This is a genomic window from Methylomonas methanica (genome assembly GCF_001644035.1).
In the GTDB taxonomy this organism is placed as follows: domain Bacteria; phylum Pseudomonadota; class Gammaproteobacteria; order Methylococcales; family Methylomonadaceae; genus Methylomonas; species Methylomonas methanica_A.
On record NZ_LUUG01000071.1, the window covers coordinates 23,450 to 47,833 of the forward strand.

Annotated in this window: 23 protein-coding genes and 1 CRISPR repeat array; of the genes, 8 read left to right on the plus strand and 15 right to left on the minus strand. The window is 55.0% G+C overall.

Features of this window, described 5'->3' with window-relative positions; genetic code table 11:
- Positions 1–465: a tRNA adenosine(34) deaminase TadA gene (gene tadA / locus A1332_RS11630; RefSeq protein ID WP_064008654.1), complete on the plus strand. Its 465-nt coding sequence runs from the start codon at positions 1–3 to the stop codon at positions 463–465.
- A 222-nt stretch (positions 466–687) separates the two neighbouring features.
- On the opposite strand, the gene A1332_RS11635 is transcribed toward tadA, so the two are convergent.
- Positions 688–954: a hypothetical protein gene (locus A1332_RS11635; protein ID WP_157203999.1), complete on the minus strand. Its 267-nt coding sequence runs from the start codon at positions 952–954 to the stop codon at positions 688–690.
- A 274-nt stretch (positions 955–1,228) separates the two neighbouring features.
- Between A1332_RS11635 and A1332_RS11640 the strand changes: the two genes are divergently transcribed.
- The 6 genes from A1332_RS11640 to A1332_RS11660 all read left to right on the plus strand — a co-directional run bounded on the left by A1332_RS11640 (position 1,229) and on the right by A1332_RS11660 (position 6,527).
- Positions 1,229–2,362 (plus strand): S1C family serine protease, encoded by a 1,134-nt coding sequence (locus tag A1332_RS11640; protein ID WP_064008736.1) that lies wholly within the window; start codon positions 1,229–1,231, stop codon positions 2,360–2,362.
- Positions 2,363–2,410: 48 nt separating this feature from the next.
- Positions 2,411–2,683 carry a TIGR02450 family Trp-rich protein gene (locus A1332_RS11645; protein WP_231890274.1) on the plus strand — a complete coding sequence of 91 codons (273 nt, stop codon included), beginning with the start codon at positions 2,411–2,413 and terminating at the stop codon, positions 2,681–2,683.
- Positions 2,684–2,686: 3 nt separating this feature from the next.
- Positions 2,687–4,207, plus strand: a complete 1,521-nt coding sequence (locus A1332_RS11650; RefSeq protein WP_064008657.1) for an FAD-binding domain-containing protein — start codon at positions 2,687–2,689, stop codon at positions 4,205–4,207.
- Positions 4,207–4,356, plus strand: a complete 150-nt coding sequence (locus A1332_RS26505) for a DUF2256 domain-containing protein (protein WP_082879658.1) — start codon at positions 4,207–4,209, stop codon at positions 4,354–4,356. Before A1332_RS11650 ends, A1332_RS26505 begins: the two co-directional genes overlap by 1 nt.
- Entirely contained in the window at positions 4,353–5,882 is a 1,530-nt protein-coding gene (locus A1332_RS11655) for a cryptochrome/photolyase family protein (RefSeq protein ID WP_064008658.1), read from the plus strand. The genes A1332_RS26505 and A1332_RS11655 overlap by 4 nt, the downstream gene beginning before the upstream one ends.
- 84 nt (positions 5,883–5,966) lie before the next feature.
- Complete coding sequence (locus tag A1332_RS11660) at positions 5,967–6,527, plus strand: DUF2452 domain-containing protein (RefSeq protein WP_231890275.1); 561 nt, start codon at positions 5,967–5,969, stop codon at positions 6,525–6,527.
- Here A1332_RS11660 and A1332_RS24785 read toward each other — a convergent pair.
- The 4 genes from A1332_RS24785 to A1332_RS11680 form a co-directional block, all read right to left on the minus strand.
- Positions 6,520–7,344, minus strand: a complete 825-nt coding sequence (locus A1332_RS24785) for a hypothetical protein (protein ID WP_157204000.1) — start codon at positions 7,342–7,344, stop codon at positions 6,520–6,522. The genes A1332_RS11660 and A1332_RS24785 overlap by 8 nt on opposite strands.
- Before the next feature lie 80 nt (positions 7,345–7,424).
- Complete coding sequence (locus A1332_RS11670) at positions 7,425–8,477, minus strand: MerR family transcriptional regulator (protein ID WP_064008660.1); 1,053 nt, start codon at positions 8,475–8,477, stop codon at positions 7,425–7,427.
- Between the two features lie 78 nt (positions 8,478–8,555).
- Positions 8,556–10,355 carry a hybrid sensor histidine kinase/response regulator gene (locus tag A1332_RS11675; RefSeq protein ID WP_064008661.1) on the minus strand — a complete coding sequence of 600 codons (1,800 nt, stop codon included), beginning with the start codon at positions 10,353–10,355 and terminating at the stop codon, positions 8,556–8,558.
- On the minus strand, positions 10,352–10,996 hold the full coding sequence (locus tag A1332_RS11680; protein WP_082879660.1) for a response regulator transcription factor: 645 nt from the start codon (positions 10,994–10,996) through the stop codon (positions 10,352–10,354). Before A1332_RS11680 ends, A1332_RS11675 begins: the two co-directional genes overlap by 4 nt.
- A 465-nt stretch (positions 10,997–11,461) precedes the next feature.
- Here A1332_RS11680 and A1332_RS11685 point away from each other — a divergent pair, with 465 nt between their 5' ends.
- Positions 11,462–11,830 carry a hypothetical protein gene (locus A1332_RS11685; RefSeq protein ID WP_064008662.1) on the plus strand — a complete coding sequence of 123 codons (369 nt, stop codon included), beginning with the start codon at positions 11,462–11,464 and terminating at the stop codon, positions 11,828–11,830.
- A gap of 119 nt (positions 11,831–11,949) precedes the next feature.
- On the opposite strand, the gene A1332_RS11690 is transcribed toward A1332_RS11685, so the two are convergent.
- The 10 genes from A1332_RS11690 to cas1f all read right to left on the minus strand — a co-directional run bounded on the left by A1332_RS11690 (position 11,950) and on the right by cas1f (position 23,905).
- Positions 11,950–12,342 (minus strand): hypothetical protein, encoded by a 393-nt coding sequence (locus A1332_RS11690; RefSeq protein ID WP_064008663.1) that lies wholly within the window; start codon positions 12,340–12,342, stop codon positions 11,950–11,952.
- 416 nt (positions 12,343–12,758) lie between these two features.
- Positions 12,759–13,811 (minus strand): hypothetical protein, encoded by a 1,053-nt coding sequence (locus A1332_RS11695; RefSeq protein WP_064008664.1) that lies wholly within the window; start codon positions 13,809–13,811, stop codon positions 12,759–12,761.
- A gap of 442 nt (positions 13,812–14,253) precedes the next feature.
- Positions 14,254–14,701: direct repeats of the CRISPR family, unit length 28 nt; unit sequence TTTCTAAGCCGCCTGTGCGGCGGCGGAC.
- Between the two features lie 131 nt (positions 14,702–14,832).
- Positions 14,833–15,471 (minus strand): type I-F CRISPR-associated endoribonuclease Cas6/Csy4, encoded by a 639-nt coding sequence (cas6f, locus tag A1332_RS11700; protein WP_064008665.1) that lies wholly within the window; start codon positions 15,469–15,471, stop codon positions 14,833–14,835.
- Positions 15,472–15,474: 3 nt separating this feature from the next.
- On the minus strand, positions 15,475–16,512 hold the full coding sequence (csy3, locus tag A1332_RS11705; protein WP_064008666.1) for a type I-F CRISPR-associated protein Csy3: 1,038 nt from the start codon (positions 16,510–16,512) through the stop codon (positions 15,475–15,477).
- Between the two features lie 16 nt (positions 16,513–16,528).
- The gene (csy2, locus tag A1332_RS11710; RefSeq protein ID WP_064008667.1) at positions 16,529–17,407 is read right to left on the minus strand and encodes a type I-F CRISPR-associated protein Csy2; all 879 of its coding nucleotides are present in this window, start codon (positions 17,405–17,407) and stop codon (positions 16,529–16,531) included.
- On the minus strand, positions 17,404–18,642 hold the full coding sequence (gene csy1, locus A1332_RS11715; protein WP_064008668.1) for a type I-F CRISPR-associated protein Csy1: 1,239 nt from the start codon (positions 18,640–18,642) through the stop codon (positions 17,404–17,406). Before csy1 ends, csy2 begins: the two co-directional genes overlap by 4 nt.
- 213 nt (positions 18,643–18,855) lie before the next feature.
- Positions 18,856–19,149 carry a type II toxin-antitoxin system RelE/ParE family toxin gene (locus tag A1332_RS11720; protein ID WP_064008669.1) on the minus strand — a complete coding sequence of 98 codons (294 nt, stop codon included), beginning with the start codon at positions 19,147–19,149 and terminating at the stop codon, positions 18,856–18,858.
- Positions 19,137–19,409 carry a CopG family ribbon-helix-helix protein gene (locus A1332_RS11725; RefSeq protein ID WP_064008739.1) on the minus strand — a complete coding sequence of 91 codons (273 nt, stop codon included), beginning with the start codon at positions 19,407–19,409 and terminating at the stop codon, positions 19,137–19,139. Before A1332_RS11725 ends, A1332_RS11720 begins: the two co-directional genes overlap by 13 nt.
- Before the next feature lie 189 nt (positions 19,410–19,598).
- A complete protein-coding gene (cas3f, locus tag A1332_RS11730) occupies positions 19,599–22,922 on the minus strand; it encodes a type I-F CRISPR-associated helicase Cas3f (RefSeq protein WP_064008670.1) in 3,324 nt (1,107 codons plus the stop codon).
- Entirely contained in the window at positions 22,919–23,905 is a 987-nt protein-coding gene (gene cas1f / locus A1332_RS11735; RefSeq protein WP_064008671.1) for a type I-F CRISPR-associated endonuclease Cas1f, read from the minus strand. Before cas1f ends, cas3f begins: the two co-directional genes overlap by 4 nt.
- Between the last annotated feature and the right edge of the window lie 479 nt (positions 23,906–24,384).

Here is a 24,384-nt window from a genome sequence, read left to right on the forward strand (position 1 = left end):
ATGTCCGACGAGGAATGGCTGCGTTATGCCATCCGTCTGGCGCAGCGCGCCGAAAGCCAAGGCGAGGTTCCGGTCGGCGCCGTGCTGGTGTACAACAACCGCTGCATCGCCGAAGGCTGGAATCAACCCATCCAAAATAACGACCCTACCGCCCACGCCGAGATCATCGCGCTACGTAAAGCCGGCCAGATCTTAAACAATTATCGACTGATCGACACGACCCTCTATGTCACGCTGGAACCCTGCGTGATGTGCATGGGCGCCATCGCCCACGCCCGGGTCAAGCGCCTGGTATTCGGCGCCTATGATCCCAAACGCGGCGCAGTCTGCCACGCGCTGCAACTCAGCGACGCCGCGTTTTTAAATCATAGCGTGGAGTGGACGGGGGGAATTCTGGAGGCGGATTGCGCGGAACTTCTCAGCGATTTTTTCAGGGCCAGACGCAATCAGTCGAAAGGTCGATAACTTCATCCATCCCGAAAAATTTGTTCAATTTGCCGCTCTGCTATCGTTTCAAATAGCTGCCTGCCGATTGCCTGGATCCGCTTGCAGTTATTGATGCCTTAAATACCTTGATAACAATCCTCTTAAACCTTTGAAATTACTCTGCGAGCCGGCATTTTTATTTGGTATGTGTAGCCGACATCGCCACTGTCAGTAACGGAATTTCTCAATTCGACAGCCGTGTTACTTAATATGCGTCGATTCTGAATGTTTTTCTTCAGGGTCTTCGACTACGTTTTCTAAATGCCGATGAAACATAAAACGTTGTAGCGTACCGGTATACGTAACACCCGAATGGTAATCGTAAAGCTCCACTTCAGCTTCGTCCTCGGTTTGTAATTGCGCTTTTAGCTTGGCGCTTTCATGATGTTCCGCAATAGCAGCGCTTGTTAACCCCATACTCAAAACAGCAAATATGACGAGTTTTATTGTGTTGTTAACTCTTTTCATGATGATCACTCCTATCCAGTAGCAAAGGATCCAGGCGGTTTTGCGACTTTGCAAATTTACTATAGTTCCTAAATTCACGGCCTACTGACAGCAAGCGTGCCTTCCGGGCAAGCCGTCATGACATCAGTCTAACTCGCTTGAAATTTGATAGCCGCGCTACCATTTTGCCGAGGTAGCGGCGTATTGGAATCGAATGTCCAGCAGTGCCGCCATTTGCAATAGTTTTCATCCGTTCCCACGATCCTAGATGGGAACCGACCAGCCGGAGGCCGACATGCAATATCAAAATCATCCCCATTCATCCGATGTATTCATTAAACGCGTGTTCGCCGTCGGCGCGGTGGCGGCAGTGCTGATACTGCTGTGGCATTGGCAGCCGGGAACGCCGGCGACCGAATCCACTCCGGTCAGAACCATCGCGGCGCGAGGCGATTTGGCGGCGGACGAAAAGAGCACCATCGAATTGTTTGAAAAATCCCGCGACTCGGTGGTTTACATCACCACCGCCGCGCTGGTGCGCAATGTCTGGACCCGCGACGTGTTTTCGGTTCCCAAAGGCACCGGTTCGGGATTTATCTGGGATGAAGCCGGCCATGTGGTGACCAACTTCCACGTCATCGCCGGCGCCAATGAAGCCACGGTAAAACTGGCCGACGGCCGCGATTACAAGGCTGCGCTGGTCGGCGCCAGCCAGGTGCATGATATTGCGGTGCTGAAAATCGGTGTCGGCTTCAAACGGCCGCCGCCGGTACCGGTCGGTACCAGCCGCGACTTAAAGGTCGGGCAAAAAGTATTCGCTATCGGTAACCCGTTCGGTCTGGACTGGACCTTGACCAGCGGCATCGTCTCCGCATTGGACCGCTCACTGGGCGGCCAGGAGGGACCGGCCGTCGAACATTTGATCCAAACCGACGCAGCCATTAATCCCGGCAACTCCGGCGGCCCGCTGCTGGATTCCGCCGGCCGGCTGATCGGCATCAATACTGCAATCTACAGCCCGAGCGGCGCCTCGGCCGGCATCGGTTTCGCGGTGCCGGTGGACACGGTGATGCGGGTCGTGCCGGAATTGATTAAACAAGGCAAATACATCCGTCCGGCCCTGGGCATCGAAATAGACCAGCAGATGAACGAGCAGTTAGCGGCCTTGACCGGCACGGCCGGCGTAGCGGTATTGCGGGTGCAGCCCGGTTCGGCAGCGGATAAAGCCGGTTTACAGGGTGTGTCGATAACGGCGAACGGCGTGATACCGGGCGACATCATCATCGCCATCAACGGCAAGGACACCGACTCGCTGTCAAAACTGTTCGCCCGCCTGGACGACCAGAAGGTCGGCGATATCGTGAAAGTCCGGGTGATCAACCAGGGCAAAGCGCGGGAAGTCGAAGTGACCTTGCAGCCGGGAAATTGATTTAGTCAGCCGCGTGGCGCCGATCTCGCCATTTCGGGATCGGCTGGTATGCTCGGAAACTACATTCCTCAAGCAGACCAAGCCATGCCGACCGCCAAATCACCCAGGCTGAACCCGAACAAATTGTTGCTCAGCAAATGGACCGCCGTTGCCCCGCAACACAAGGAAAAACACTTCATCGTCAGCAAGCTGTTGCTACCGGAAGACCCGAATGCACCACTGGAGCTGATCGAGTTGGAGGCGGTGTATAGCAAACGGGCGCAAGTAATACCGTGGCGGGATTTGCGCGATACCGAGACCTGGCGCCAGGGCTGGCATTAAGCGATGAACTACAACCTGGTCTGGTTCAAGCGCGACCTGCGGGTGCACGACCATGCGTCGCTGCTGCAAGCCAGCCGCAACGGACCGGTGCTGTGCGTGTTTATCATCGAACCCAGCCTGTGGGCGGCAGCCGACGCGACCACGCAACACTACTTATTTTTGCGTGAAAGCCTGCTTGATTTGGATCTTGCCTTGCGCAAGCGCGGCGGCGGTTTGCGTATCGAAGAGGGCGAAGCAGTGGCGGTTTTTGAGAGGCTTTGGCACGAAGCCCCATTCATGGCCTTGTATTCGCATCAGGAAACCGGCAACTGGCTGAGCTTTCAGCGCGATTTGGCGGTGCAACAGTGGTGCCGGGCGCGTTGCATAAAATGGCATGAATTTGCGCAATTCGGCGTAGTGCGGCGTTTGCAAAATCGCGACTTGTGGAAAGTGCATTGGGAAGCGCTGATGGCCGAACCCTGCCTAGATCCTCCCGCTTGCAATTGGATAGCGACGCCTGAAACGCTGATCTTGCCCGAACCGCAATCTCTGGGGTTAATTCAGCCAGATCCACCGCTGCGCCAAAAGGGTGGTCGCCGCCAAGGCATCGATACATTACGTGACTTTTTATTCGACCGTAGCGGTTCTTATCGCGGCGGCATCTCCTCACCCTTATCCGCACCGACAGCCTGTTCGCGACTGTCGGCTTACTTAGCCTTCGGCTGTTTGAGTTTGCGGGAGGTGGTGCAAGCCACCCGCCGTCAGCTCGATGCTTTACCCCGCGGCGATGCCCGTCGTGCCGGCTTGACGGCCTTCGTTAGCCGCTTGTATTGGCATTGCCATTTCATGCAAAAGCTGGAAAGCGAGCCGGAACTGGAATTTACCAATCTGCATCGCGGCTATGACGGCTTGCGCGAAGCAGACTGGAACCCAGCGCATTTTCAGGCGTTGACCGCGGGACGCACGGGATGGCCGCTGGTCGATGCCTGCGTAGAGATGCTGAAGCAAACCGGCTGGCTGAATTTCCGAATGCGGGCGATGCTGGTTTCGGTGGCCAGTTATCCGCTATGGCTGCAATGGCAGCCGGTCGGCACCTGGCTGGCGCAGCAATTTCTGGATTACGAACCGGGCATCCACTGGAGCCAGATGCAAATGCAGGCCGGCACCACCGGCATTAACACCACGCGGGTGTATAACCCGATCAAGCAGGCCCGCGACCATGATCCGCGCGGCCATTTTGTCAGACATTGGCTACCGGCCTTGCGCCGGGTGCCGCCGGAATGGCTATTCGAACCTTGGCGCATGCCGTTAAAACTGCAACAGCAATGCGGCGTGATCGTCGGTGTTGATATTGCCGAACCCCTGGTCGATCTTGAATGGGCCACCCGGCAAGCCAAGTCCAGTCTTTACCAGGTGCGTGGTCGCCCCGAGGTGAAAGCCGCCAGGGCCGCCATCGTTGAAAAACACGGCTCGCGTAAACTGCCTACTCAACGCCGTAAAAAAGTCGCAGCCGGCGACTGGGTACAAACCCAGTTGGAGTTTTGATGCATCAAAAAGCCTTCTTACCCGCAAAACCCTGCGCCGTCTGCGGCCGCCCTTTCGTTTGGCGTAAAAAATGGGCCAGAGATTGGGATGCCGTGAAATATTGCTCTGAGCGTTGCCGCCGGCAGCGGGGCACGGTGGCGACAGCATGACCATCTTGCGTCTGATTCTGGGCGATCAGTTAAATCCACTCCACAGCTGGTTTGCGCAAACTGATAGCAACGTGGTCTACACGCTGATGGAAATCCGCCAGGAAACCGATTATGTGCTGCACCATGCGCAAAAAATCATCGGTATTTTCGCGGCGATGCGCGACTTTGCCGAGAGTTTGACGGCTCGGGGGCATCGTGTGCATTACCTGACAATCGACGATAGCGATAATCGGCAATCGCTGACCGCCAATCTGGATATCTTGATTACGCTTTATCAGGTTCAACATTTTGAGTACCAGTTTCCCGACGAATGGCGACTGGATCAGCAATTGCGCACCTATTGCCAAAACTTGGCTATCAGCAGCCACGCTTGCGACAGCGAACATTTCTATAGCCAACGCGACGAAGCGGCACAGCTGTTTGGTGCGAAGGCGCATTGGCTGATGGAAATGTTCTATCGGCGCATGCGCGTCAAACACAGCGTGTTACTGGAAGAGAATCAACGCCCGGTCGGTGGACAATGGAATTTCGACCACGACAACCGCAAGTCTTGGCCTGGCGTGCCGGCGGTGCCGGTTGACACTCGGCCGCGCCACGATCATGCCACGCTTTGGCAAGAAATCCTCGCGGCCGGCGTGAACAGTTTTGGCACCGCGGACGCCGATGATTTCCGCTGGCCGCTGCATCGTGCAGAAGCCTTGCAGCAACTCGAAGCCTTCATCGCCGGTGGCCTGCCGCGTTTCGGCAATTTTCAGGATGCGATGAGCCGGCGCAGTTGGCGGTTGTTTCATTCACTGCTATCGTTTGCCCTGAATACCAAAATGCTCAATCCCCGCGAAGTGGTCGAACGGGCCGAACATGCGTATCGCGAAGGCCACGCGCCGCTGGCGGCCGCCGAAGGCTTCATTCGCCAGATTCTCGGTTGGCGCGAATACGTGCGCGGCGTTTACTGGGAAAAGATGCCGGATTACGCAATGCACAATTTCTTCGGCCATGACCGGCCCTTGCCATCCTGGTTCTGGACCGGCGAAACCCGCATGAATTGCCTGGCGGCAGCCATTGGCCAATCGCTGCAATACGCTTACGCTCACCATATCCAGAGGCTGATGGTGATTGGCAATTTCGCGCTGTTGGCGGGCTTGGCGCCCGACGCGGTGCATCGCTGGTATCTGGGGGTCTATATCGACGCGTTCGAATGGGTGGAATTACCCAACACGCTGGGTATGAGTCAATTCGCCGACGGTGGCTTGCTGGCGACCAAACCGTATGTGTCCAGCGCGGCTTACATCGACAGAATGAGCGATTATTGCAAGGGCTGCTTTTACGACAAAAAAGCCCGTACCGGCGACCGTGCCTGCCCGTTTAACGCCCTGTACTGGAATTTTTTCATCCGCCATCACGAAAAATTGAACCGCAACCCGCGATTGAGTATGGTCTACCGCAACCTGAACCGCTTTACCAGCAACGAGCGCGATGCAATAGTGCGGCGCGCGGAAGCGGTTGTAGAGGATTTGGATAGGCTCTGACTGGATTCACGGCTAGCGATTTATTGCTATTTGCTGGCAAACTGTTTCTTCCACCCTTAACGGACACCTGGAACTATGAGTTTAATGAGTAAACCGGCAAATCCCCAGGGCAAGGGATCAATTGCAATATTGGAAACCTTGCAGCAAGCCAAGACGCAGTTGGTTGCATCCGCCAAGAACATTCAGCAGATTAGTAGCGATTTGTTCACCTCGCTGTTTATTTTAAACAGCCAAATTCGCTTTAAACCCACTACCGGGCAGGCATATTGGCTTTACCTTAAAGACAGCCAGTACCGCCTGTCCTTAATTGCGCCGGAGCAATGGTCAGCGATCCGATCAGGACGCTTTATAGGCGCTTGCCAATTGCAGTTGGATCTAACCTGGACCTTGGAGTTGTCCAGCGATTGCGCCAATGACAGCGCATTCTTGCAGGAAATCGCCGCTCGCCGCCGGCAACTGGAAGAAAAACTGCAACAGGCCGAAAAAATCGACGATGTATTGCCGGTATACCTGGAAGCCCTGCCTTATTACTCCCGAGTACTGGCCTCGGCGCTGGCCTTTTCGCTGAAACAATCCATGCAAAAATCGGGTATTTTAGGTTTGAGTTTTCGGCAAGCCGAACAGCGATTTTTTACAACTAATTGAGTGAGCGTTTTGGCGAATCAGGGAGTTGCCCGGCCACGCAGCGGCGTAACTGGTCGCGCGCTGCCAGTCCGTGTTGCCATTCAAGATGAATCACGGATTTGCCGTCGATAGCAATATCAAAAGATTGCTGGTCGGTCATATTATCCAATAGCGCCTGTATCGTCGGCACCGCCAGCACAATCGCTCCGACCTTGCCGTTTGGCGAGGCATAGTTGAAGGCGGTTACCGTTTGCGGCTGGCCGTCCGCTTGATCCAGCGTAACCTTGATGGTGCCGACCGCTTGAGGGCTGGGAATATCCGGTCCCCAAAAAGTCATCAGCGCGCCTTTATAGTCGCCATCGGGGCCGGACAAGACCAGCGCGCCTTTGAGGTTGGTATAAAGCGCGCTGCAACCTTCACCCGGACGTGGCGGTTGCCCGTTTTGCTGATATTGCCACATGCCATTGCCCATCGCTTTAAGTTCCGGGTCTTTGTTGAGCGCGTCATGTAAGCGGTCATAGCCCATGGACATTGCTTCCAGCACCGAACTCATCGCACCGATACGCGTTTGCAAAGGGTCGGCGCGTGGTGCCGGTGCTTCGGCATCTTCGGCGGATTCGTAGACATTGTTAATATTCTCTTCACAGACCGGCATCGCGGCAACGCCATGCGAGCCGCCCGTGATGCCCAGCTGCACTTCGCCAGGCCCTGGTCCGTTGGGACAGATATAAGATGCTTGCGCGCCTACCGGCCACCCGGCCATAAGCACCCAAACCAATGGCCAACCGGCAACTATCTTCCGGAAAGTTAGCTTGCGAACTAGCGTTTTTAGGGTCATGAATACTCCGTAAGTTATGAGAAATACCGTCTCTCCCACTCTCGTGGGAACCGGCGACCGGAAATTTCAGGGCCAAACTACTAGGCTACACTGCTCTCCGGTAACGGGCCTTGACGCAGTTCGGCCATCGCCTGAAACACGTAAGTCAACAAAGGCTGATCGATGAACGTACCAAAGAACAGATAAGGTTCGGCCTGATTCGCGGCGCGAATTTTGGCATGAGTTTCCGGATTATCGCCGGCGTAAGCGCGGAACAATTCCAGCCAAGTCCGCGCCAGCTGCTGCATGCGCGAGTCGTTCGGCGGCGTGCCGTCTTCCCTGTGTTGGCGTATCGCGGCGATCAGCGGCGGCCACTCGTCGGCGCGCTGGCCGTAGTGCTCGCGCATGAAGCTGAATTCATCCGGTGCAAGGTATTTTTCGTAGATCGTCAATTTGGTCTCGATGAACGCCTGCTGGATGTAAGCAACAAGCTCCGGCGTCACCCCGGTTTTGGCTTGTACCGTCGGTTCCCCGGCCATCATCGCGTTGAGTTTGACCAGCAGCCGCGGATCGCCTTGGGTGTCGCGCTCCAGCATGCCTATCCATTGCGTTGCCAACGCCTGGGCTTCGGCGCTGTCCGGCTCGATCCCTGCCCGCATTGCTTCGTGCACCGCTTGAACCAGCGTCGCCCATTCGCCGGCGGTGGAGTTCTCGTCTATATCCAGTAGCGGCAAGCGCTTCAGGTCGTTGGCGGAAAAATATTTGTCGTACATGGTCATCATCTCCAGAGTAGTTAGCCAATCGGCAAGCTCCGGCTCTTCTCCACGCATCAATTGCAGTTGTAGCCCGGACAAGCGGTCGCGCAAGGCTTGGCTTTGCGCGATTTGTTGATCCAGGGCTTCAATTTGCCGTTCGACGATAGTCGCGAGATTCAGTCCGGGGTTTGCCAAAATGTCTCCGATTTCGGCCAGCGACAAACCAAACCGCCGTAAGGCTTGAATTTGATGCAATCTGGAAATGTCGGCCCGGTTATACAGCCGGTAGCCGCTATCGGAACGCGCGGAAGGTTTAAGCAAACCGATGCTGTCGTAGTGATGCAAAGTACGGACCGTCAGTCCGCAGCGTTTGGCAAGATCGCCTACTTTAAGCAACATGGTTTGGCTCCTTCGTTATGCGTGCCGTTAGCATAGAGCGTGACGTGGCGTCAGGGTCAAGGGCCGGTGTAGCATCCATCAGGAATAGTTAGAGGCAACCGCAGGCAACAACCTGCTAAGCAAGGCGTATAGGGCCACTGGGTCCAAAGGCTTATGCAAAACCAAGTACCCCTCCTGCTCGGCTTGCGCCAGGGCCGGCGAGTCGAATTCGCCGCTGATCATCGCCCCCGCGGCCTCCGGGCAGCGTTCCAGCAAGGCTTGCAACAACTCGAAACCGCTTTCGCCGGAGCGCAGGCGCTGGTCGCAAAAGATCGCCTGCGGCTCAAAGCCGCCATCAAGCAAGCCCAGCGCTTCATTAGCCGATGCCGCGCAAGCCGTCTCCACACCCCAGGCACTCAGCAAAGCTTGCCAGGCGTTGCGCACTTGCGGTTCGTCATCGATCACCAGGCAACGGCCACCCAACGTTTCGCCATGCTCGGCCAATAACAAGTTCTGCTCGCGCGCTGCCGGCCGCTGCTCGGTGATTTGCGCAGCGGCCGGCAATCGCAACCAGAAACGTGAGCCACGGCCTTCCCGGGAACTTAAACCCTGACTCGCCGCCATCAAATCCGCGCAACGCGCCACCACCGCCAAGCCCAAACCGTGACCGGCATTGTCGATACGCCAGGCATGTTCCGGCCGAAAGAATGGCGAATAGATGCGTTGCTGATCGTCTTCCGCAATGCCGACGCCGGTGTCCCACACCTCGAATTGCCAGTCGCTACCCCGGCGTCGGACCGCCATCAACACGCCGCCGCTTTGCGTATAGCGCAAGGCATTTTGCATCAAGTTGATCATGGACTGGCGCAGCAACATGGCGTCGGCAGTGACTAGCGCGCGGCCGCCGCTCAACCGCACTCTGAGATCGATTTGCCGAGAGCGGGCTTCTTCCCGAAACAGCGTGGCGACACCGCTCATCAGTGGGTCCAGCGCCACGGTTTGCAGATTCACCGGCTGGGCGCCCAACTCGATTCTGGACAAATCCAGCAGCGAATTGAACATCTGCGTAATCGATTGCACGCTTTGTTGCAGATCTTGCAAAGCCGGCTGCAACGCCGGCTCCTGATTGCGCCGGGAAATGGATTCGATCAAAAAGCCCATGGCATGCACCGGCTGGCGCAAGTCGTGGCTAGCGGTGGTGAGGAACTGGTTTTTGGCGCGTAAGGCCGCTTCGGCTTCATCCTTGGCAAGCCGATAATTTTCGGCCAATTTGGCGCTATCTTCTTCCAACTTTATCTGCGTCAGAAAGAAGCCATGTGAAACCAAGGCTTGCCGGTCTAAAGTGAAAAGCATCACCCCCGATAGCGGCAGGACCAGTAGCCAATGATCCGGAAATGCCCAAGGTGCGATCGCCATGCAAGGCAACCAAGCCGCATTCGCGAAACGCCGATAGATACCCAAAACCGGCGACAGTTGCGAGGCATTGGCCGCTAGGATGGCGGTGATGATGACGGCTTGCAGCAAGGTAAATTCAAAAGGCACTCTGCCCGCGGTAATCACGCCAGTGGCTGCCAGTCCCAGCCCATGTAAAACAGCAACCCGGTTAACAATTGGCAGCCACTTGCCGAGAGTTTGTTCAGATGAGTATTGATCTCGGTCTCGGCGGTATTGGACATGCTGCAAGCGCACCGCCACTCCAGCCAAAAGATAAGACAGGGTCCAAAGCCACATACCATGGGGATTCAATCCCAGGCTGTACTGCCAATAGCCGAAAGCCACACCGGAAATCGGAACGGTGCTGACACCGGTGACCAAACGACCGTAGCTCATATCCAACAGCCGAGCCTGACCGTCGGCGCCAACATCCGCGAAAGTCAACTTGGGTTTTGCAGCCTTCATTCCAGCCTCCTGCCACGCAAGCGGGTAATAACTTCTATCCGGTTACGCGCACCCAGCCGCTCCAGAATACCGCTCACATGTTCCTTGACGGTTTGCTCGGATAAGGACAGGTTCAGGGCAATGCGCTTATTGGGTAAGCCCTTTAACATCATGGCCAACACTTGGCCCTGGCGGGCGGTTAACCCCAGTTCGGCGGCGGTGACCGGCAGTTCCTTATTCGGAAACTCGCGCCCGGCGAACTTTACGCCACCGTAAAACCAGCTGTCGCCCTGCAACAGCGCGGCAACGGCCCGGCCGAAAACCTCCGGCGATTCTTGTTTATGCAAAAAGCCGTCTGCCCCGGCTAGCCTTACCTTGTCCAGCACCGCCGCGTCGTCGTCGGCGCTGATGGCCAAGAGGCGTGTGGTCGGGCAGCGCTGTTTCAACTCTGCCAGCAAGCCCAGTGACGCGCCGTCGGGCAACCAGAAATCCACCACGGCCAACGACGGCGGATTGACAGGATCAAGGGCGGCCCAGAATTCGGCGACGTCAGACACCGGCCGCGCCGCGGCAAATCCGCAATGGGAAAGCAAAAATTCCGCAATGCCGCTGGCCGATAATGGATGATCGTCTATCACCAGCGCGCTAGTCCTGTTTATCACGCAAATAATCCCCGCTATGCTCAATAGCCGGCATCAGGCCGGCTTTACGGCTGTTGGTTTAGAACCCAATCAGACGCGCCAAAAACATGCAAAACAATTACATGTTAACAAACCTCCCCGGATTTCCAACACCCTACTCCGGTAGGGTTCCCTGTCTGCATCCGCCTTCCGATAATGCTGCCCAGCTTTAAAGCCGTTAGCCAGATTGCCGAGTATTTGCATCATTGGTTAACCCGGCCCTTAAATGCCCCGTCGCCGTCATTCCCGCGAAAGCGGGAGCGGCGATAATTAAGGGCCGGGTTAATAAATAACTACTTCTGGAGAAAACGTTGTGGCCTTACTCTGTTTTATAAAACAATCAATTAGAGCAGCGAATGACGAATATCCGGCAAATTACGATTCTTTACAAAGCATTTGATGCCATATCCATCACGTTAAGCTAATCAACAAAAAGGAAAAGTCGCAATGAAAACTAAGGCTCTATCGTTATCGGCTCTAGTTGTTTTAACAATTAGTGGGTGTGCCGGCACGACACCAATCAAGAATTTGGCATTGCCGCCGGTAAGCACAATCGAAGGAGCCGTCACCCAGCTCGATGCCAACGGTTTTACTCTATTAGACGATTCCGGCTCAATCTTTGTCAGGGCAAAGTTGCCAGACAATAAAAAATTAAACCTTTCTCTGGATGAAAAAGTGAAAGTGTATGGCAACCTGCAAGGTGGTCAGGAAAAAATATTTGATGGGTATGTTATCCGGAAAGCAACCGGGGAGCAGATTATTGCCAGTAATCCAACGCCTCACTTCGGTTTTATTATTCAGAGTGCCTTTAAATAATGCCCAAGCCTGGTCGGTCAAAATCCGTGCGATTTAGTGGATACGAGGTGAGGTGGATTCGTCCAACGAAAAGCTAAGGGGCGCAGCGCTTCACCTTGCGCCCCATGCTTGGTATTACGTCAGCATTTGCCGGCGGCTTTTAAGAGCGCATTGCAGCTTGCATTGTTGGTTTTTCCTATGTCGCTTGACCCCTTGGTAAAATCCGTGCACATGGCATCCGCGCCGCTGGCCATGCCCCATGTCGCGAATTTACCGAATCCTGACGGCTCCAAGATTTCGCATTTAAAAGTGGCGCCATCGTTAGTTTTAACCGTGTACTGCATGCCGTTATAACCAGCAGGTGCTTCCACAGCTTGTGCGTTGGTGATTTTAAAATTACCAGTCTCACGGCCGATAGCCATCGATATTTTGCTCTCTGCTTTGTCGCTTCCTTGAGCTGTAGTTTTATTAGCCGTTGTTGCGCAACCGGATAGCATCAACAAGAGCGTTACCGTCAGAAGTTTTTGTACCATTTTGATTCTCCACCGCTCCGAGATAAGAAAACGCAGGGCATAGGAGCGTGAAGATATGCCTAACGCACAGCTAATCGGCGGCACATTAGCGCCGTCCAAGGATCGAAGGGAGCGAATGTTATCGCTTGTCTTTCCGAAGGGCCGCCATGATTGCCGCATTTTTTCGCTCCTCAACACTGCGGCCGTTCGGTTATAGTCTTCTTACATCGTTGCCTTACTTGAGCGCTTGGTCAGACAGACAAAAGCCATAGCTATAGCCGGCCCTTTCATATCGTCACTCCCGCGCGGGCAGGAGCCCAATTGCGGCATTGGATTCGCTGCGCGGTCTAACGGCTCCCCGCTTCCGCGGCAATGACGACAACTGAGAAGTTAATGGCCGGAGTAAATAGGCTGCTACGACCCGTCTAGCGTCAGAACTAAGCACGCATGCGACGCGAAACAAAACCCAGCAACACCGAAGCAAACAACCAGATCGCGCCGGGTATTGGCACAGAAGTGACCGGATTTAATAGAAAGGCGCGCTGAACACCATTCGCGGCAATACCCACACCCACAATTTGGCCACTATTATTGACATCGTAAGCCGTTGTCAGCGTCCAACCGAGACTTGCTGAAATCAGCGTATTCAGGTCGGTCATGACACCGTTGATGGTCACAAACGCTCGTTTCGCCCCGCCGGAATTATCGCCAAAATACCCAACTGCTTGACCGGTATTATTGATGCCAAATGCCTCGCTGCTATAGCCGGCCAGACCAATATCAAGCATCTGATCGTCAACTGTGGTAATGAACGCGTGCTTTTCGTTGTTGGTTACATGGGATGTGCCGGCTACCTGGCCCGCGTCATTTATGGCATAGCCTGTACTGGTACCCCAGGCGAACGCGCCTAGATCAACCATTTGGCCGTTACGCGTGACAAAAGCGTGAGCACCATAAGAGGTCTGACTCGCGCCGGTTACCTGACCACTACTGTTGATCGCATTGCCCGCACTCCAGCTACCACCAGTCAACGTACCCAAATCAGTCAAGCTGCCATTGCTGGCAATAATCGCACGCTGATTTCCTTGGGTATTCCAGGCGCTGCCGACTACCTGCCCGGCGTCATTGATGCCATTGGCCACACTGGAAAAAGGACTGCCGCTGAAACCGCCGATTGTCTGGGTAACACCATTGTTGTGCACTATGCCGCGCCCAGCGGAATTGCCAACCACCACACCGCTTGAATTAAGCCCGGTAAGGCTGGAATATCCGGGCACAGACAGCAAGGTTGCATTGTTATTTTTATAAACAAAGCTTTCACCACCCCCGGTAAAACCCAAAACATGCCCGGAATCATTAATAGAAACGGCTCCTGAGTTTATTGAGGTGTTCTCCGGCATTAGATCCACCAAGGTATACATAACACTGGCATGAGCCGGCAATACCGGCAGCATTAAGCCTAGTGCAAGGGATTTCAGATTGATTTTCATGGCAAATTCCTATTTAAAATGGTCGGTCCAATAGTGGACTTCGAAATACATGTTAACAAACCTGCCTAGCGTCCCAACACCCTACTCTGGTAGGGTTCCCTGCCTATTTGTAGGTGGCTGAATAAAAACTGAGCGGCGCTTGTGTTGCGCGTGCCGTGACTCAAGATGCCCTGAGGGACAGAACCGTTCGGGCTCTGGGAGTGGGAAAAAACCAATTTACGATAGAAACCGGGTGGCCTAGGGATGACCGCTTATTTCCGGGTAAAAACCGATAGCGACCAGCAATATAACTACCATGTGGGCGGCTGTATTCCGGTGCTGACTAGATGGTCTCGGCCGCGATATGCAGCAAAAATGGCGAATCGGCGCGCAATCCACTGCTCTGTCACTGAACGGTTGCCATAATCTCCGGGAAGTGTTTCCCGCACTTAAGACATTTGTATTTCTAAGCCGCCTGTGCGGCGGCGGACAACCAACCACTCGGCACGCTCGGCGCTATGCTTTTCTAAGCCGCCTGTGCGGCGGCGGACATAATCCGCTTCAAACTGTCTTGCGTGATATTTTTCTAAGCCGCCTGTGCGGCGGCGGACTTTATCGGCGTCGGTCCCACCAACCGGGATACTTTCTAAGCCGCCTGTGCGGCGGCGGACCCTTCGAAGCATTCGACCGGGCAGTGCGAGACTTTCTAAGCCGCCTGTGCGGCGGCGGACTTGGAATTGGAGACTTGCTTCTCGATGGCTTTTTTCTAAGCCGCCTGTGCGGCGGCGGACGGTTGCCGCCGTCGCCAGGATCGCCGATCAATTTTCTAAGCCGCCTGTGCGGCGGCGGACTTGGCGGGGTTGGGGCCGGCTGAGACGGCTTTTTTCTAAGCCGCCTGTGCGGCGGCGGACTGATTATAACGAAACGGGAAGCCTGTTGCGACAAGGGTTGCGGGCGGTTTGACCTGTTTTTACCATCCGTAAAGCTGTTGTTCGTAACCGGCTGATTTAGTTCATATTGTTAAAGAGCGGAAAATTTTGGGTCAAAATTCCGGTACGGTGGCTACGCTGCTCAGACCGTAGGCGTTGAAATTGCCGGCCACCGGCGCGGTGGTTTCGGTTTTGGCGACCCATAAACAGAAGGTTTGCCCGCCACTCAAGCTTTGCAGACGAATAAAAGGCAAGGCCACCGAAGGCTTGAGCATATCGCAATAACGAAACGCCAGCGGATAAGCCTCGTTCTCCACCGCGGCGCGCACTTCCACCGTCATGTTCAGCGCGGTCGCCAAATCCAGTCCGTGGCGTCTGGCATAGCGTCGCGCCAATCGTTCCGGGTTGGTTTTGGGTTGCGCGCGCCGATAAACCGCGTATCCCAGCAGCTTGTCGGGTACGGGTCGAACACCGGTGCAATGCACGTAATCGCTTAATCTGGCCAGACGCTGTGTGGCATTAAAGCGTTGCAACGTTGATTCATCGTCGGCAAACAGGCGGCATTTGTCACCTAGGCTAAGCCGCTTCTCTTCCGCCCGGTATTTGGGAAAGCCAATACCGATAGCTCCCCGCCGTTCCTCGTTTTGCATTTCGACGAAACCCAAATGCAGTTGCTGGAACACTTTGGACCAGAGAAAATTCAGCCCAAGCTCGGGATTGGACAACAAGGTGATTTCCAGATAAAAGCGCATGACTCAATCCTTGCCGCTTTCGCCGAACACGCCGCCGCGCACCAGCACCGCCATCACATAATGTTGCTCGGTTTGGCTCAATTCGCCACCGCGCGCGAATCGGTCGAACAGCGTGTAAAAGTCGGCCTTGGCTTTAGGCGTGCGGAAGGCTTTACCCAGATTGGTAACGGCGCCGTAGGGTTCGACGGCTATCGGGCCGATGAACGGATTGTCTTCGTCCACCGGATACCAGGTATCGATGCTACGTAGCGCGTTGCCGATTTTTTGCGAGTGCATGCCGGCCTGGCCGTCAATGTGATAGAGGATTTTGCTTTTTTTGGATTTGCTGTTGCCCTTGTCCAGCACCAGTTCTTCGCTGGGGTAGACATCCTGGGCTTGGCCGACTTGGGCGTAGGCATCGACGGTCAATAGCAAAAATTCGGTCTGGCCGCTGAGGGCGGCGGCGATTTTGTCGGCCAACGCGGCGACATCAGAGTGGTTGTGGTCGAAGTCTTTCAAATTAAAGGCTTTAGAGTCGAAGGTCCACGCGGTTTGTTGTCCCTCGTTACGGACGCTGACCACCACTTCGATACGCTCGGCACCGACCCGGTTGCGCCACAGGAAGCGGGCGTTGGCCAGGTTGGTGGCGTAGCGTTTGGCCAGTTCTTTAAAGCCTTCTGCCAGGACATAGCCGCCAGCGGCCTGTTGGTAACTGGCGGCGAATTCGGCGCTGTTGCAGGCAGACGGTTTCTCGACGCCGCTCAGCACTTTTAGGCTGAAGCTGAGCTTTAAGGTGTCTTGTTCGCTGCCCAATGCGCAACTGTCCACGGTTTGTAGGTTCGGCTTCTCGACTTCGGCGTCCAATTTGGCGGGGTCGTCTTGCAGGGCTTTTTTCAGGCGGTTGGAAATGGTGCCGCGCACCGATTTTTCTTGCAGTTTCAGCGGTTCCGCCGCTTCATGCCGTTTATCCCAATGCGCGCCGTAAAGCCGGCCATCGGATGGCACCAGCTTTTTTTCGAAGGCCAGTACGGTTGCCGCGGCGATTTTGTCTGTTTTTGCCATGATGTTTTCCTTGCTGTTAAGCGTTACGGGGGTGTTGTTCGATTAAATACAGCTTGTTTTGCGCGTCGTAGCGGCCGCGCCAAAGTAAGTGCTCCAGGCGCTTAAGCCTATACGGCATCACGAATTCGCCCAAGGTGACCAGGCTTTCGGCGAAACGGTGCGGGGTGTTTAGGTCGCGCTGCTGCTCGGCAAAGCCCAGTTCGCCGATGCCGTGAAAGCCTGTGGCAATCGGTACGATCCAGCCCTTGGTTTTGCGCTCGGCGCTCCAGGTAACATGGCCTTCGGCATCGATTTGGCTGCGGTGGTGGACGGTCAAGTAATCGAGCATGGCATCGATGGCATCTTGTCCATCTTGCATGGCCTGGGCCATGAGTTCGCGGCGTTCCAGCAAGACGTAGCCGGGCATCAGTTTGCGAGTCAGTTTGCCGAGCTCGATGTCGCCGTCGATTTTCAGCAACTCCGGTTTCTGAAACGACAGAATGTCGCCGCCGGCCAGTTTCATTGTGGTTAGTTGCTGCTGCACGGCGGCTAAAAAGGCGTCGGTATCGCCCATATCCACGCCTTGATATTCGATGACTAACGTGACATTGAGATGGCAGCGGGCTTCTTCGATGAAAGACGGCCGGTCGCCGGTTTTATCCAACGGATTGCCGGTGCCGACGATGGAATGCACGTAATCGCCCCGGCCTTGGTAGGTTTGCAAATCAATTTGATGGCAAGACACGGCGCAGGCGCTAAAACGCAGTTCGGCGAACGACCCGGCGTTAAGCTTGCGCTGCAAGGCATGCACACCGCCGAGCCAAGCCGTCATGGCCGGAAAGCCGATGGTGTAGGGGCTGGACAAGGCGTTGGCGTTGTGGATTTTCAGGCGCGGAATGATCAGGAAGCGGTTCATCGCAACACCTCCCGGTGTTCGGTGAGCAGTTGCCGAAACGCCCTGGATTCGGGGTCGCCGAGAGGGATGGCTTTTTGCTCGCCCACGGCTTTTTTGTAAGCGATGCCCAACCAAGACACCACGGCAACGATGATTTCGTCCAGCCATTCGTCCTCGCTGTCGCGCCGCTGAGCGTTTGCCGCGTCCAGCCAAAGTTTTTGTGCTGGCGGTAATACGCTGGTTTCCGACCAGCCGGCGGGCAGTTCGCGAATCGCCCAAACCTTTTCCATCAGTTGTTCGACGATCTGCAAAATCCAGTAATCCCGGCCCTCACGCACGTCGATGTTGTTGGGCACAGTGTCGAGAAACAATTTATGTAGGGCTTTGAATTTGTCCTGGTAATCCTTGAGATACAGGCTTTGCGCAAAGAAGTTGGTCGCGGGTTTCTGCGTGGCGCGCAGTTCCAAAGGCGGCGGCAGCGAAGGCAGAAGATAGGCGGTCCCGCCGTTTTGGTTATTCAATACGCTGATGTTTTGCGGTTTGGTGCCGCCGAAGCCAATCACGGTTAGATTGTAGATTTCATCGAAACCTTGTTCGTGATGGATTTGATTGCGGCGGTCTGTGCGGGCTTGTTTGGCGGCTTCGGAAAAACGTAGCACGTTGATGCGTTCCTTGAGCTTGAACATTAGCCCGGACGGCGTCAGCAGGGATAGCAGGTGATAATCGTCGTCGACCGGGAAATAGACTTGTTTGATTTTTTCCGAGGTTTTGACCGTTTCCGCAGCGCCGGATTTGATGCTCAGCAAGCCTTGCCGCAGTTCCTGGAAGGCTGTCGGTATATTGAATTGTTGTTGGATCAGCGGGGTATCCTGTTCGAGGTGCGCCAACACCGTTTGTCCGTCGCTCAGCGTCAAGGATAGAAACTTGTGCACGTCCAGCGCCGCAGCGTTGCCGAAGACGTCGAAATCGGCGGCAACGTTTCCGGTGCGCAGATAGCCGTCCGCTTTACGTTCGGCGTCGGCTATGACCGAACTGGTTTTGGCGCAGGGATGGCTGAATTTTCCGGGATGTGTGACCATTGCCAATTGTCCGGCCCGCTTGGCGGCATCTGGCAACCAATTCGCCAAGTCGAACTTATCAGCGGCGGCGCGTTCGATGTCTTGTTGCTCGGCTTCGGTTTTGGCTGACTTTAATTTTTCTTTAAGCCAGGCCGCTCGGCGTTCCGACAGAAAAATTTGTACTGAGGGTTCCAACATGTTTGCAGTCCTTGTTCAGCTTTTCGCGCCGTAGAGTGTAGGCTAGAACCTTGCAGACCTACGATAACATGGTTGCCGATGACGTTTGAGCGCTTACAACCCAACCTGCATGACCGGAAATCTTGTTTTTATTGAGTCGGATTTTTGAAAATGAAGCTTTCCGAGGCACCCTATAGCGTTCCTATTTAGAGACGCCATGAAATTCGGAAAAAATTAGTAACCCGCTTCTTTTTGATGGCGGAAAGCTAGGACATGAATCGCATTGGCACCCGGTTCATAGCGATAGAGCGCCACATAACCAGAATCGCCGAACGGAATAATCAACTCGCGCAGTTCCTGGATGTCTTGCAAGGGCCTCCCGATATCGGGCTCCGATTCTAAAAGTCGGAATTGTCCCGATATGGCCTGACTCGCACGTTTTGCCGCCAAAGGATTTTTGGCAATAAGGAATCGACGGCAGCGCTCCAAGCCTTGTATCGCCCCTTGTGTGACAATTACTCGTGGCACTCAGGTGCCTCTTGATCCGTATCGGTACCCCAAGTATTCAGCCAGTCGCCCACTTCCTGGCCGGTTAAATGCTTGCCGGTTTCTTGATAGGCTTGCCAAGAGGCCAAGGCTTCCTGCTTGAAACTTTCTCTGGATTCTTCACGTTCCACGTAATCGCGGATTGCTTCGCGCATAATCCAATGAGCCGAACGATGCCGCAACTCGGCTAAGTGCTGAATCCGGAATTTGAGATCATTGTCTATCTTGATGGATGTGGCCATAGCGAGCACCTTGTTATTAAAAGGTAATACCTTCAGATACTCTAGCATTCAGGAATGATATTTTTCCAATGAAAAAATTCAACGCCTCCCTCAATCATTCGCGCCTTCGAAAGTAATAAGAAATTAGGTGCTTTATCTGTGGCGACCAGTTTACGGCCCGAAGGCCCGTAATCCGTCACAAACTAAGCGTTAGCGACGTTGATCTTTACCAGGCTTCCAAAACCCCAGCTCCTGGCAATAAGCAAACACAAAGCGTTCACCAGACAGCAGATCGTTGTCGTCAATCCGCACATTGATTTCGCCGTAACGCAAAGCCGTGTCGGTTGGCGTCCAGCCCTTTTCCTCGGCATGTCGCTCGAGTAGCTCGGCATAATCCCGATGCAGCCACCATCTTTCCCGTTCCCGTTCGCTCAGTGCCACTCGCTCGATTTTGTACGTATTTTCGACAGTATTTGTGCCGCCTTGTTGCAGTTTCTCGACGAACTGCCAATCGAAATTTTCGTTTGGCACGTCGAATAAAATGCACTGCTTATCGGATTGGCGAAAGGGAGTCAGATGTTGCGGCAAGGCTGTCAACCACCAGCATCCGCCGAGCCAACCTTGCAGGCTTTCCGGCCCGCATTGGCCGTAGCTGGTCAGCAAATTTTGAATGCAATGGTGCTTCAGATCGGCCAGATTCTCGGCCGGCCTTAGTTCGGCGCTGCTTCGAATACGCGGCGCGGCGGTGATAGCCTGCAATTGTTCAGCAGGAATCAACCGTTTCAAGTCATGCGTCGCCAACTGCTGGCGCGGGCTTTCGAAGCCCGGTCGGCAAAAAGCCGGCAGATCGTCGCCTTGCAACAGCGCTTTCAAGTTGTATTGCAGCAAGCCGATATTCGGCGCTTTCGGCGTGTGTGGCCGATGCCGCAATACGCGCCCGGCCAACTGGATGATGGAGCGATAAGACGATGGCTCGACCACCGCCCAATCGAAATCGTGGTCGCGGCCGACTTCCTCGACCGGTGTCGCTACCAGGATGAAAATTAAGTTGTCGGCTTGGCAGCGGTCGATATACCGGCGGATTACAGAGTCGTCGAACACTGCGGTGGGCTGGTCGCGTTTTAACACCGCATCCAGATGCCGTTCCTGTTCGTGGCGCAATAACAAGACCTGCTGGCTATGGTAGGCCATGATGCGAATCTCGATATCCTCCGGCCAATCCGGCGATTGCGCCAGATAACGGGTCAATGCGATGCAGGGAGGAATGTTCGCCATCCGCACCACACCGAACGAAACCCGTTTTCCGCTGTGCGGGTCGGGCTCGCCATGGCGGCGATGTTGCTCAACCACCGCATCTTGAATCGTCTTAAAGAAAGCCTGCTCGACGGACAGGCTGTTATCCTCGGACGGAGAAAAATCGACGATCTCGGCGATGCGTTTGGCGGGATTTTGCCGGATGTTTTGCAACTTGGCGCTACGTTTTTCGACAAAGATCCAATGCGTTTGCCGGTATGCTTGAATGTCGGCGTTTTGCAGTGTGGCGATTTCGCAGTCCGATTCGTCTATCCACGCACAGCCGATTTGGCTGTTCAAGCCGCGAGCTTGGGCAAACAAACGCCAACCTTCCCGGTAGGCGTTGAAATAACCTTCGGCCAAGGCCGGCGGAATCGTCGCAGAGGAAATCATTACCTTGCAGCCGGACATGCCGGCCAGGTGAATCAAGCGACCGATAGCAATCAAATCATCACCATCAAAGTCGTCGATTTCGTCGATGACCAAATCCGACGACATCAGCCGCAAGCTGGGCAGAATGTAACGCCCGCCGCGCCGGGTTTCGGTGGCCGCCATCAAATGATCGATGGTGCAGGCCAGCACCGGGGCATAGAGGAATTTTTGCTTGCGCTGGTCAATTTGGCCGGCCCTATCGGTCCATAGCGTGCTTAAGGCGCTGAGCGCTTGGTCGGGAATGTCGAAATCGACGTCGTTGTCGTCCCACCATTCTTCGGCCGATTCCGAGCCGCTTTTCTCGTCAGCCCCGCTGGCTTCCGTCTTTTGCCGGGCTTGATTATGCAGTTCCAGCACCGCGCACGAACCAATCAGTACCGCCAATTCGCTGTTATCCAGGCCAATGCGCGCCCGATATTCATCGCCGGTTTGTAACGTCAAGGTGCGCAAACCCAAGGCTAAAGCGTAACGCAAACTTTCACCGTCCTTGGACAAGGCTTGCATGATTTTGGCGTTGGCCAGAGTTTTGCCGCAACCGGTGCTGGCCATGTTGACCGCGAAGAAACCGAAACGCGTTTCCGCCAAATTCCGCACGGTTTTCCACACCTTGATGGCCGCAACTGCTTGGTCCTGCCAGCGGAAACGGGCATCGGCGCTTTTTTGTTTCAGCCGCTTTACGTCGTAGACCGGCGGCGGCTCGGATTCGAATAAAGGCAAGCGGCGAGCGACGGTCACGGCCTGTTTTGCGACCCGCACCAAATGCTCGTCCAGAAGTTGCTTGAGTTCTCCGTGCTTATCGGTATTGGCGTAAAGCGGTACGATTTTTTGCCAGCTTTTGTCGGCCTCTTGCGAAGAATAGTTGTGGTCGCCCAGCATCAGACTCAACCGGGAATAGTGCAGCACCAGCCGGTAACTGCCGTCGGCCATCGTTTGTTCCAGCATCGGCAGGCAAGCTTGCAATTTGGTCGCCGCCGTTTGTAGTTGTGTCAGCCATGGAGCGGATTGGTTGAGCAGACCGTGGGGAAATTCGAAACATTGGTTCAGGCGGTCGGTGTCGGCTTCGTTCTGATAACCCCAGTCAGCGGTGATGTAGGCAAGGGTTTTTCGCAGACTCAGCGCAGGTTCATCTTGCCACGCTTTGGCGGCGTCCTTATTTCTAAAATCCGGCAGCTTGTGGTGCGTAACCACCAACCAGGCGATCAAGCCGGCGGCATCCGGCAGACCTTCCATCGGCTTTTTGCCGACTTGGCAGACGGCTTGCTGGATTGCGTGTTCGTCGATCACGCCGTCCGCCAAACGCTTTAACCATTCGGCGTCGCCGGTTGCGCCGTTAACGAACGCTTTCAGCAGCAATAACGATAACCACTCGTGCCGCAACGGGTCGGGCGGCTGCTTGGACGACAGTTTATTTTGAAAACATAGCGATGCCTTGCCCCAATCGTGGAATAGCGCAGCTAAAGTAGTCAGCGCTTTGATCAACGGCAGATAATGCCAGTCGCTTTCCCAGTGGTTGTTTACGACCGTTTTTTGCGTGCTGTTGACCGGCACGATGCCTTCCGAGTTGAAGCGGCGGCGATTGCCGACTATCCAAACCAACTCGCTACGGCTGCGCGACCTAAGCCAGTGGCAGGACACGGCGGTACTTTTCGTCGCTGTCTTGCGTAGTAATTTTTTCACCGCTTGCAGGCCTTCTTCGGTAATCACGGTCTGCCAAGTGTTGTCGCCTATCCGGTTGGCGAAGGCGTCCAGCACGCGGCGGGTGCGGGCCAGGGCTTTTTTCTGGCATTGGCTGACGAAGGTGACCATCATGGTGAATTCCCCTCACCCTGCCCTCTCCCGGAGGGAGAGGGTTCCGATACCCCGATGGCTTGTTGCTTAACCTGCTCGAACATGAAATCCAGGGCTTTGTGGTCGGTGAATTTTTGCAGGATTTGCTGGCGAAATTCCTGCTCGCTCATTTTTTCCTTGGCGCAGACAAAGGCCCAGGGCAGGACGATGGCATCCTTGACCAAGTCGGCAACGTCGAATACCAAGGCACCGCGCCGGGTTTTGCCGTGCATCACCGCGAAGCCGTGCGGAATGCCGAGCACCCATAGCGTGGTGGCGGCGAGGCCGTAAGCCAGATAATTGCCGTGGTTTAAGAAGCCATTGGCTAGGTCAGTGGCGTCGTGGTCACGGCTAAAGTCAGTGTGCTTGGTGGCTTGGGCGGCGTAGCGGTAAAGTTGTTTGGTCAGCAGCGCTTCGCGTTGCAGCAAATCGCCAACTTTACCGGCCTGCTTGACTTGCGAGGCGTAATCGTCCAGCGCGGCGGCTATGGCGCTGTCGTCGGCGAAGATGTTTTCGGCTTGCAGGTCGCGGTCTTTGTTCCAGACCCGGCGCAGGTAATCGATTCGGGCTTGTTGAAAGGCTTTGGCGACCGTCAAACGTTGTGCGTCGTCGAACCAAAATTTTAACCAACCCTGGATGTATTCGGTGGGGCGGTATTCGCTTTGCGGCGTTAGCCATTCGATTTCGCAGCCGCTAAACAAGGGCGTGCCTCCGCCGCCGCAAAAGCCGACCAGTACGCCGGCACTAGCCAGCATGCGCATCGCCGCCTGGGTGATCGAGGTGCCTGTGCCAAGCAGGATAACGGTGGTATTGGCGATGGGAATATTCCAATACAGGTTTTCGTCTTTGGCTTCGGTCAGGTAGAGGACGCGGCCGTCTTTCTGCATCACCCGGCATTTTTCCAGGTAGTAGATGTTGGCGCGCTTGGAGTGGAGGATGGCTTTGAGATCGGTGAGTTGTTCCATAACCTGATTTTCTTGAATTTCCTATAAAAAAAGATTATTGCGGACATTTTTCGTTAGCGTCAATCTAAAGGATTGCCAAAAATTCTCGGGTTAGATATCGGACTCAAAAGCAGATAATCGAAATAGGTAATGCCTAGCTTATTGGCGGATGGATGCAGGTTGCGCGATCAAGCGGTCGGTAAATACCCGCAGTAAATGAAATTGCCGCTTGCCTTGTGGACGCGACCTATGATCGAAGTACTCGTCTATTGATACGGCGCGTTGACGTTTTAATATCCGTTCGCCTTTATGCCCTGTGGGTATTGAGCCTGTCGAAAGACTGCTTGGAACTTCGACCAGTTCTTACAAAAATTGCTTACTGCTACTTTGCCAGCTTTAAGCCAACGCCGCAGGCCCGTCTGGATACCCACAAGGGCACAAGAGCGGGCATCGAGAGCCATGGAGGCATGGCTTCGATCATTAATTGAGTCTGAATTCGG

Coding starts and splice junctions, on each gene's coding strand:
- tadA (WP_064008654.1), top strand. CDS start 1: ATGTCCGACGAGGAATGGCTGCGTTATGCCATCCGTCTGGCGCAGCGC.
- A1332_RS11635 (WP_157203999.1), bottom strand. CDS start 954: ATGAAAAGAGTTAACAACACAATAAAACTCGTCATATTTGCTGTTTTG.
- A1332_RS11640 (WP_064008736.1), top strand. CDS start 1,229: ATGCAATATCAAAATCATCCCCATTCATCCGATGTATTCATTAAACGC.
- A1332_RS11645 (WP_231890274.1), top strand. CDS start 2,411: ATGCTCGGAAACTACATTCCTCAAGCAGACCAAGCCATGCCGACCGCC.
- A1332_RS11650 (WP_064008657.1), top strand. CDS start 2,687: ATGAACTACAACCTGGTCTGGTTCAAGCGCGACCTGCGGGTGCACGAC.
- A1332_RS26505 (WP_082879658.1), top strand. CDS start 4,207: ATGCATCAAAAAGCCTTCTTACCCGCAAAACCCTGCGCCGTCTGCGGC.
- A1332_RS11655 (WP_064008658.1), top strand. CDS start 4,353: ATGACCATCTTGCGTCTGATTCTGGGCGATCAGTTAAATCCACTCCAC.
- A1332_RS11660 (WP_231890275.1), top strand. CDS start 5,967: ATGAGTAAACCGGCAAATCCCCAGGGCAAGGGATCAATTGCAATATTG.
- A1332_RS24785 (WP_157204000.1), bottom strand. CDS start 7,344: ATGACCCTAAAAACGCTAGTTCGCAAGCTAACTTTCCGGAAGATAGTT.
- A1332_RS11670 (WP_064008660.1), bottom strand. CDS start 8,477: ATGTTGCTTAAAGTAGGCGATCTTGCCAAACGCTGCGGACTGACGGTC.
- A1332_RS11675 (WP_064008661.1), bottom strand. CDS start 10,355: ATGAAGGCTGCAAAACCCAAGTTGACTTTCGCGGATGTTGGCGCCGAC.
- A1332_RS11685 (WP_064008662.1), top strand. CDS start 11,462: ATGAAAACTAAGGCTCTATCGTTATCGGCTCTAGTTGTTTTAACAATT.
- A1332_RS11690 (WP_064008663.1), bottom strand. CDS start 12,342: ATGGTACAAAAACTTCTGACGGTAACGCTCTTGTTGATGCTATCCGGT.
- A1332_RS11695 (WP_064008664.1), bottom strand. CDS start 13,811: ATGAAAATCAATCTGAAATCCCTTGCACTAGGCTTAATGCTGCCGGTA.
- cas6f (WP_064008665.1), bottom strand. CDS start 15,471: ATGCGCTTTTATCTGGAAATCACCTTGTTGTCCAATCCCGAGCTTGGG.
- csy3 (WP_064008666.1), bottom strand. CDS start 16,512: ATGGCAAAAACAGACAAAATCGCCGCGGCAACCGTACTGGCCTTCGAA.
- csy2 (WP_064008667.1), bottom strand. CDS start 17,407: ATGAACCGCTTCCTGATCATTCCGCGCCTGAAAATCCACAACGCCAAC.
- csy1 (WP_064008668.1), bottom strand. CDS start 18,642: ATGTTGGAACCCTCAGTACAAATTTTTCTGTCGGAACGCCGAGCGGCC.
- A1332_RS11725 (WP_064008739.1), bottom strand. CDS start 19,409: ATGGCCACATCCATCAAGATAGACAATGATCTCAAATTCCGGATTCAG.
- cas3f (WP_064008670.1), bottom strand. CDS start 22,922: ATGATGGTCACCTTCGTCAGCCAATGCCAGAAAAAAGCCCTGGCCCGC.
- cas1f (WP_064008671.1), bottom strand. CDS start 23,905: ATGGAACAACTCACCGATCTCAAAGCCATCCTCCACTCCAAGCGCGCC.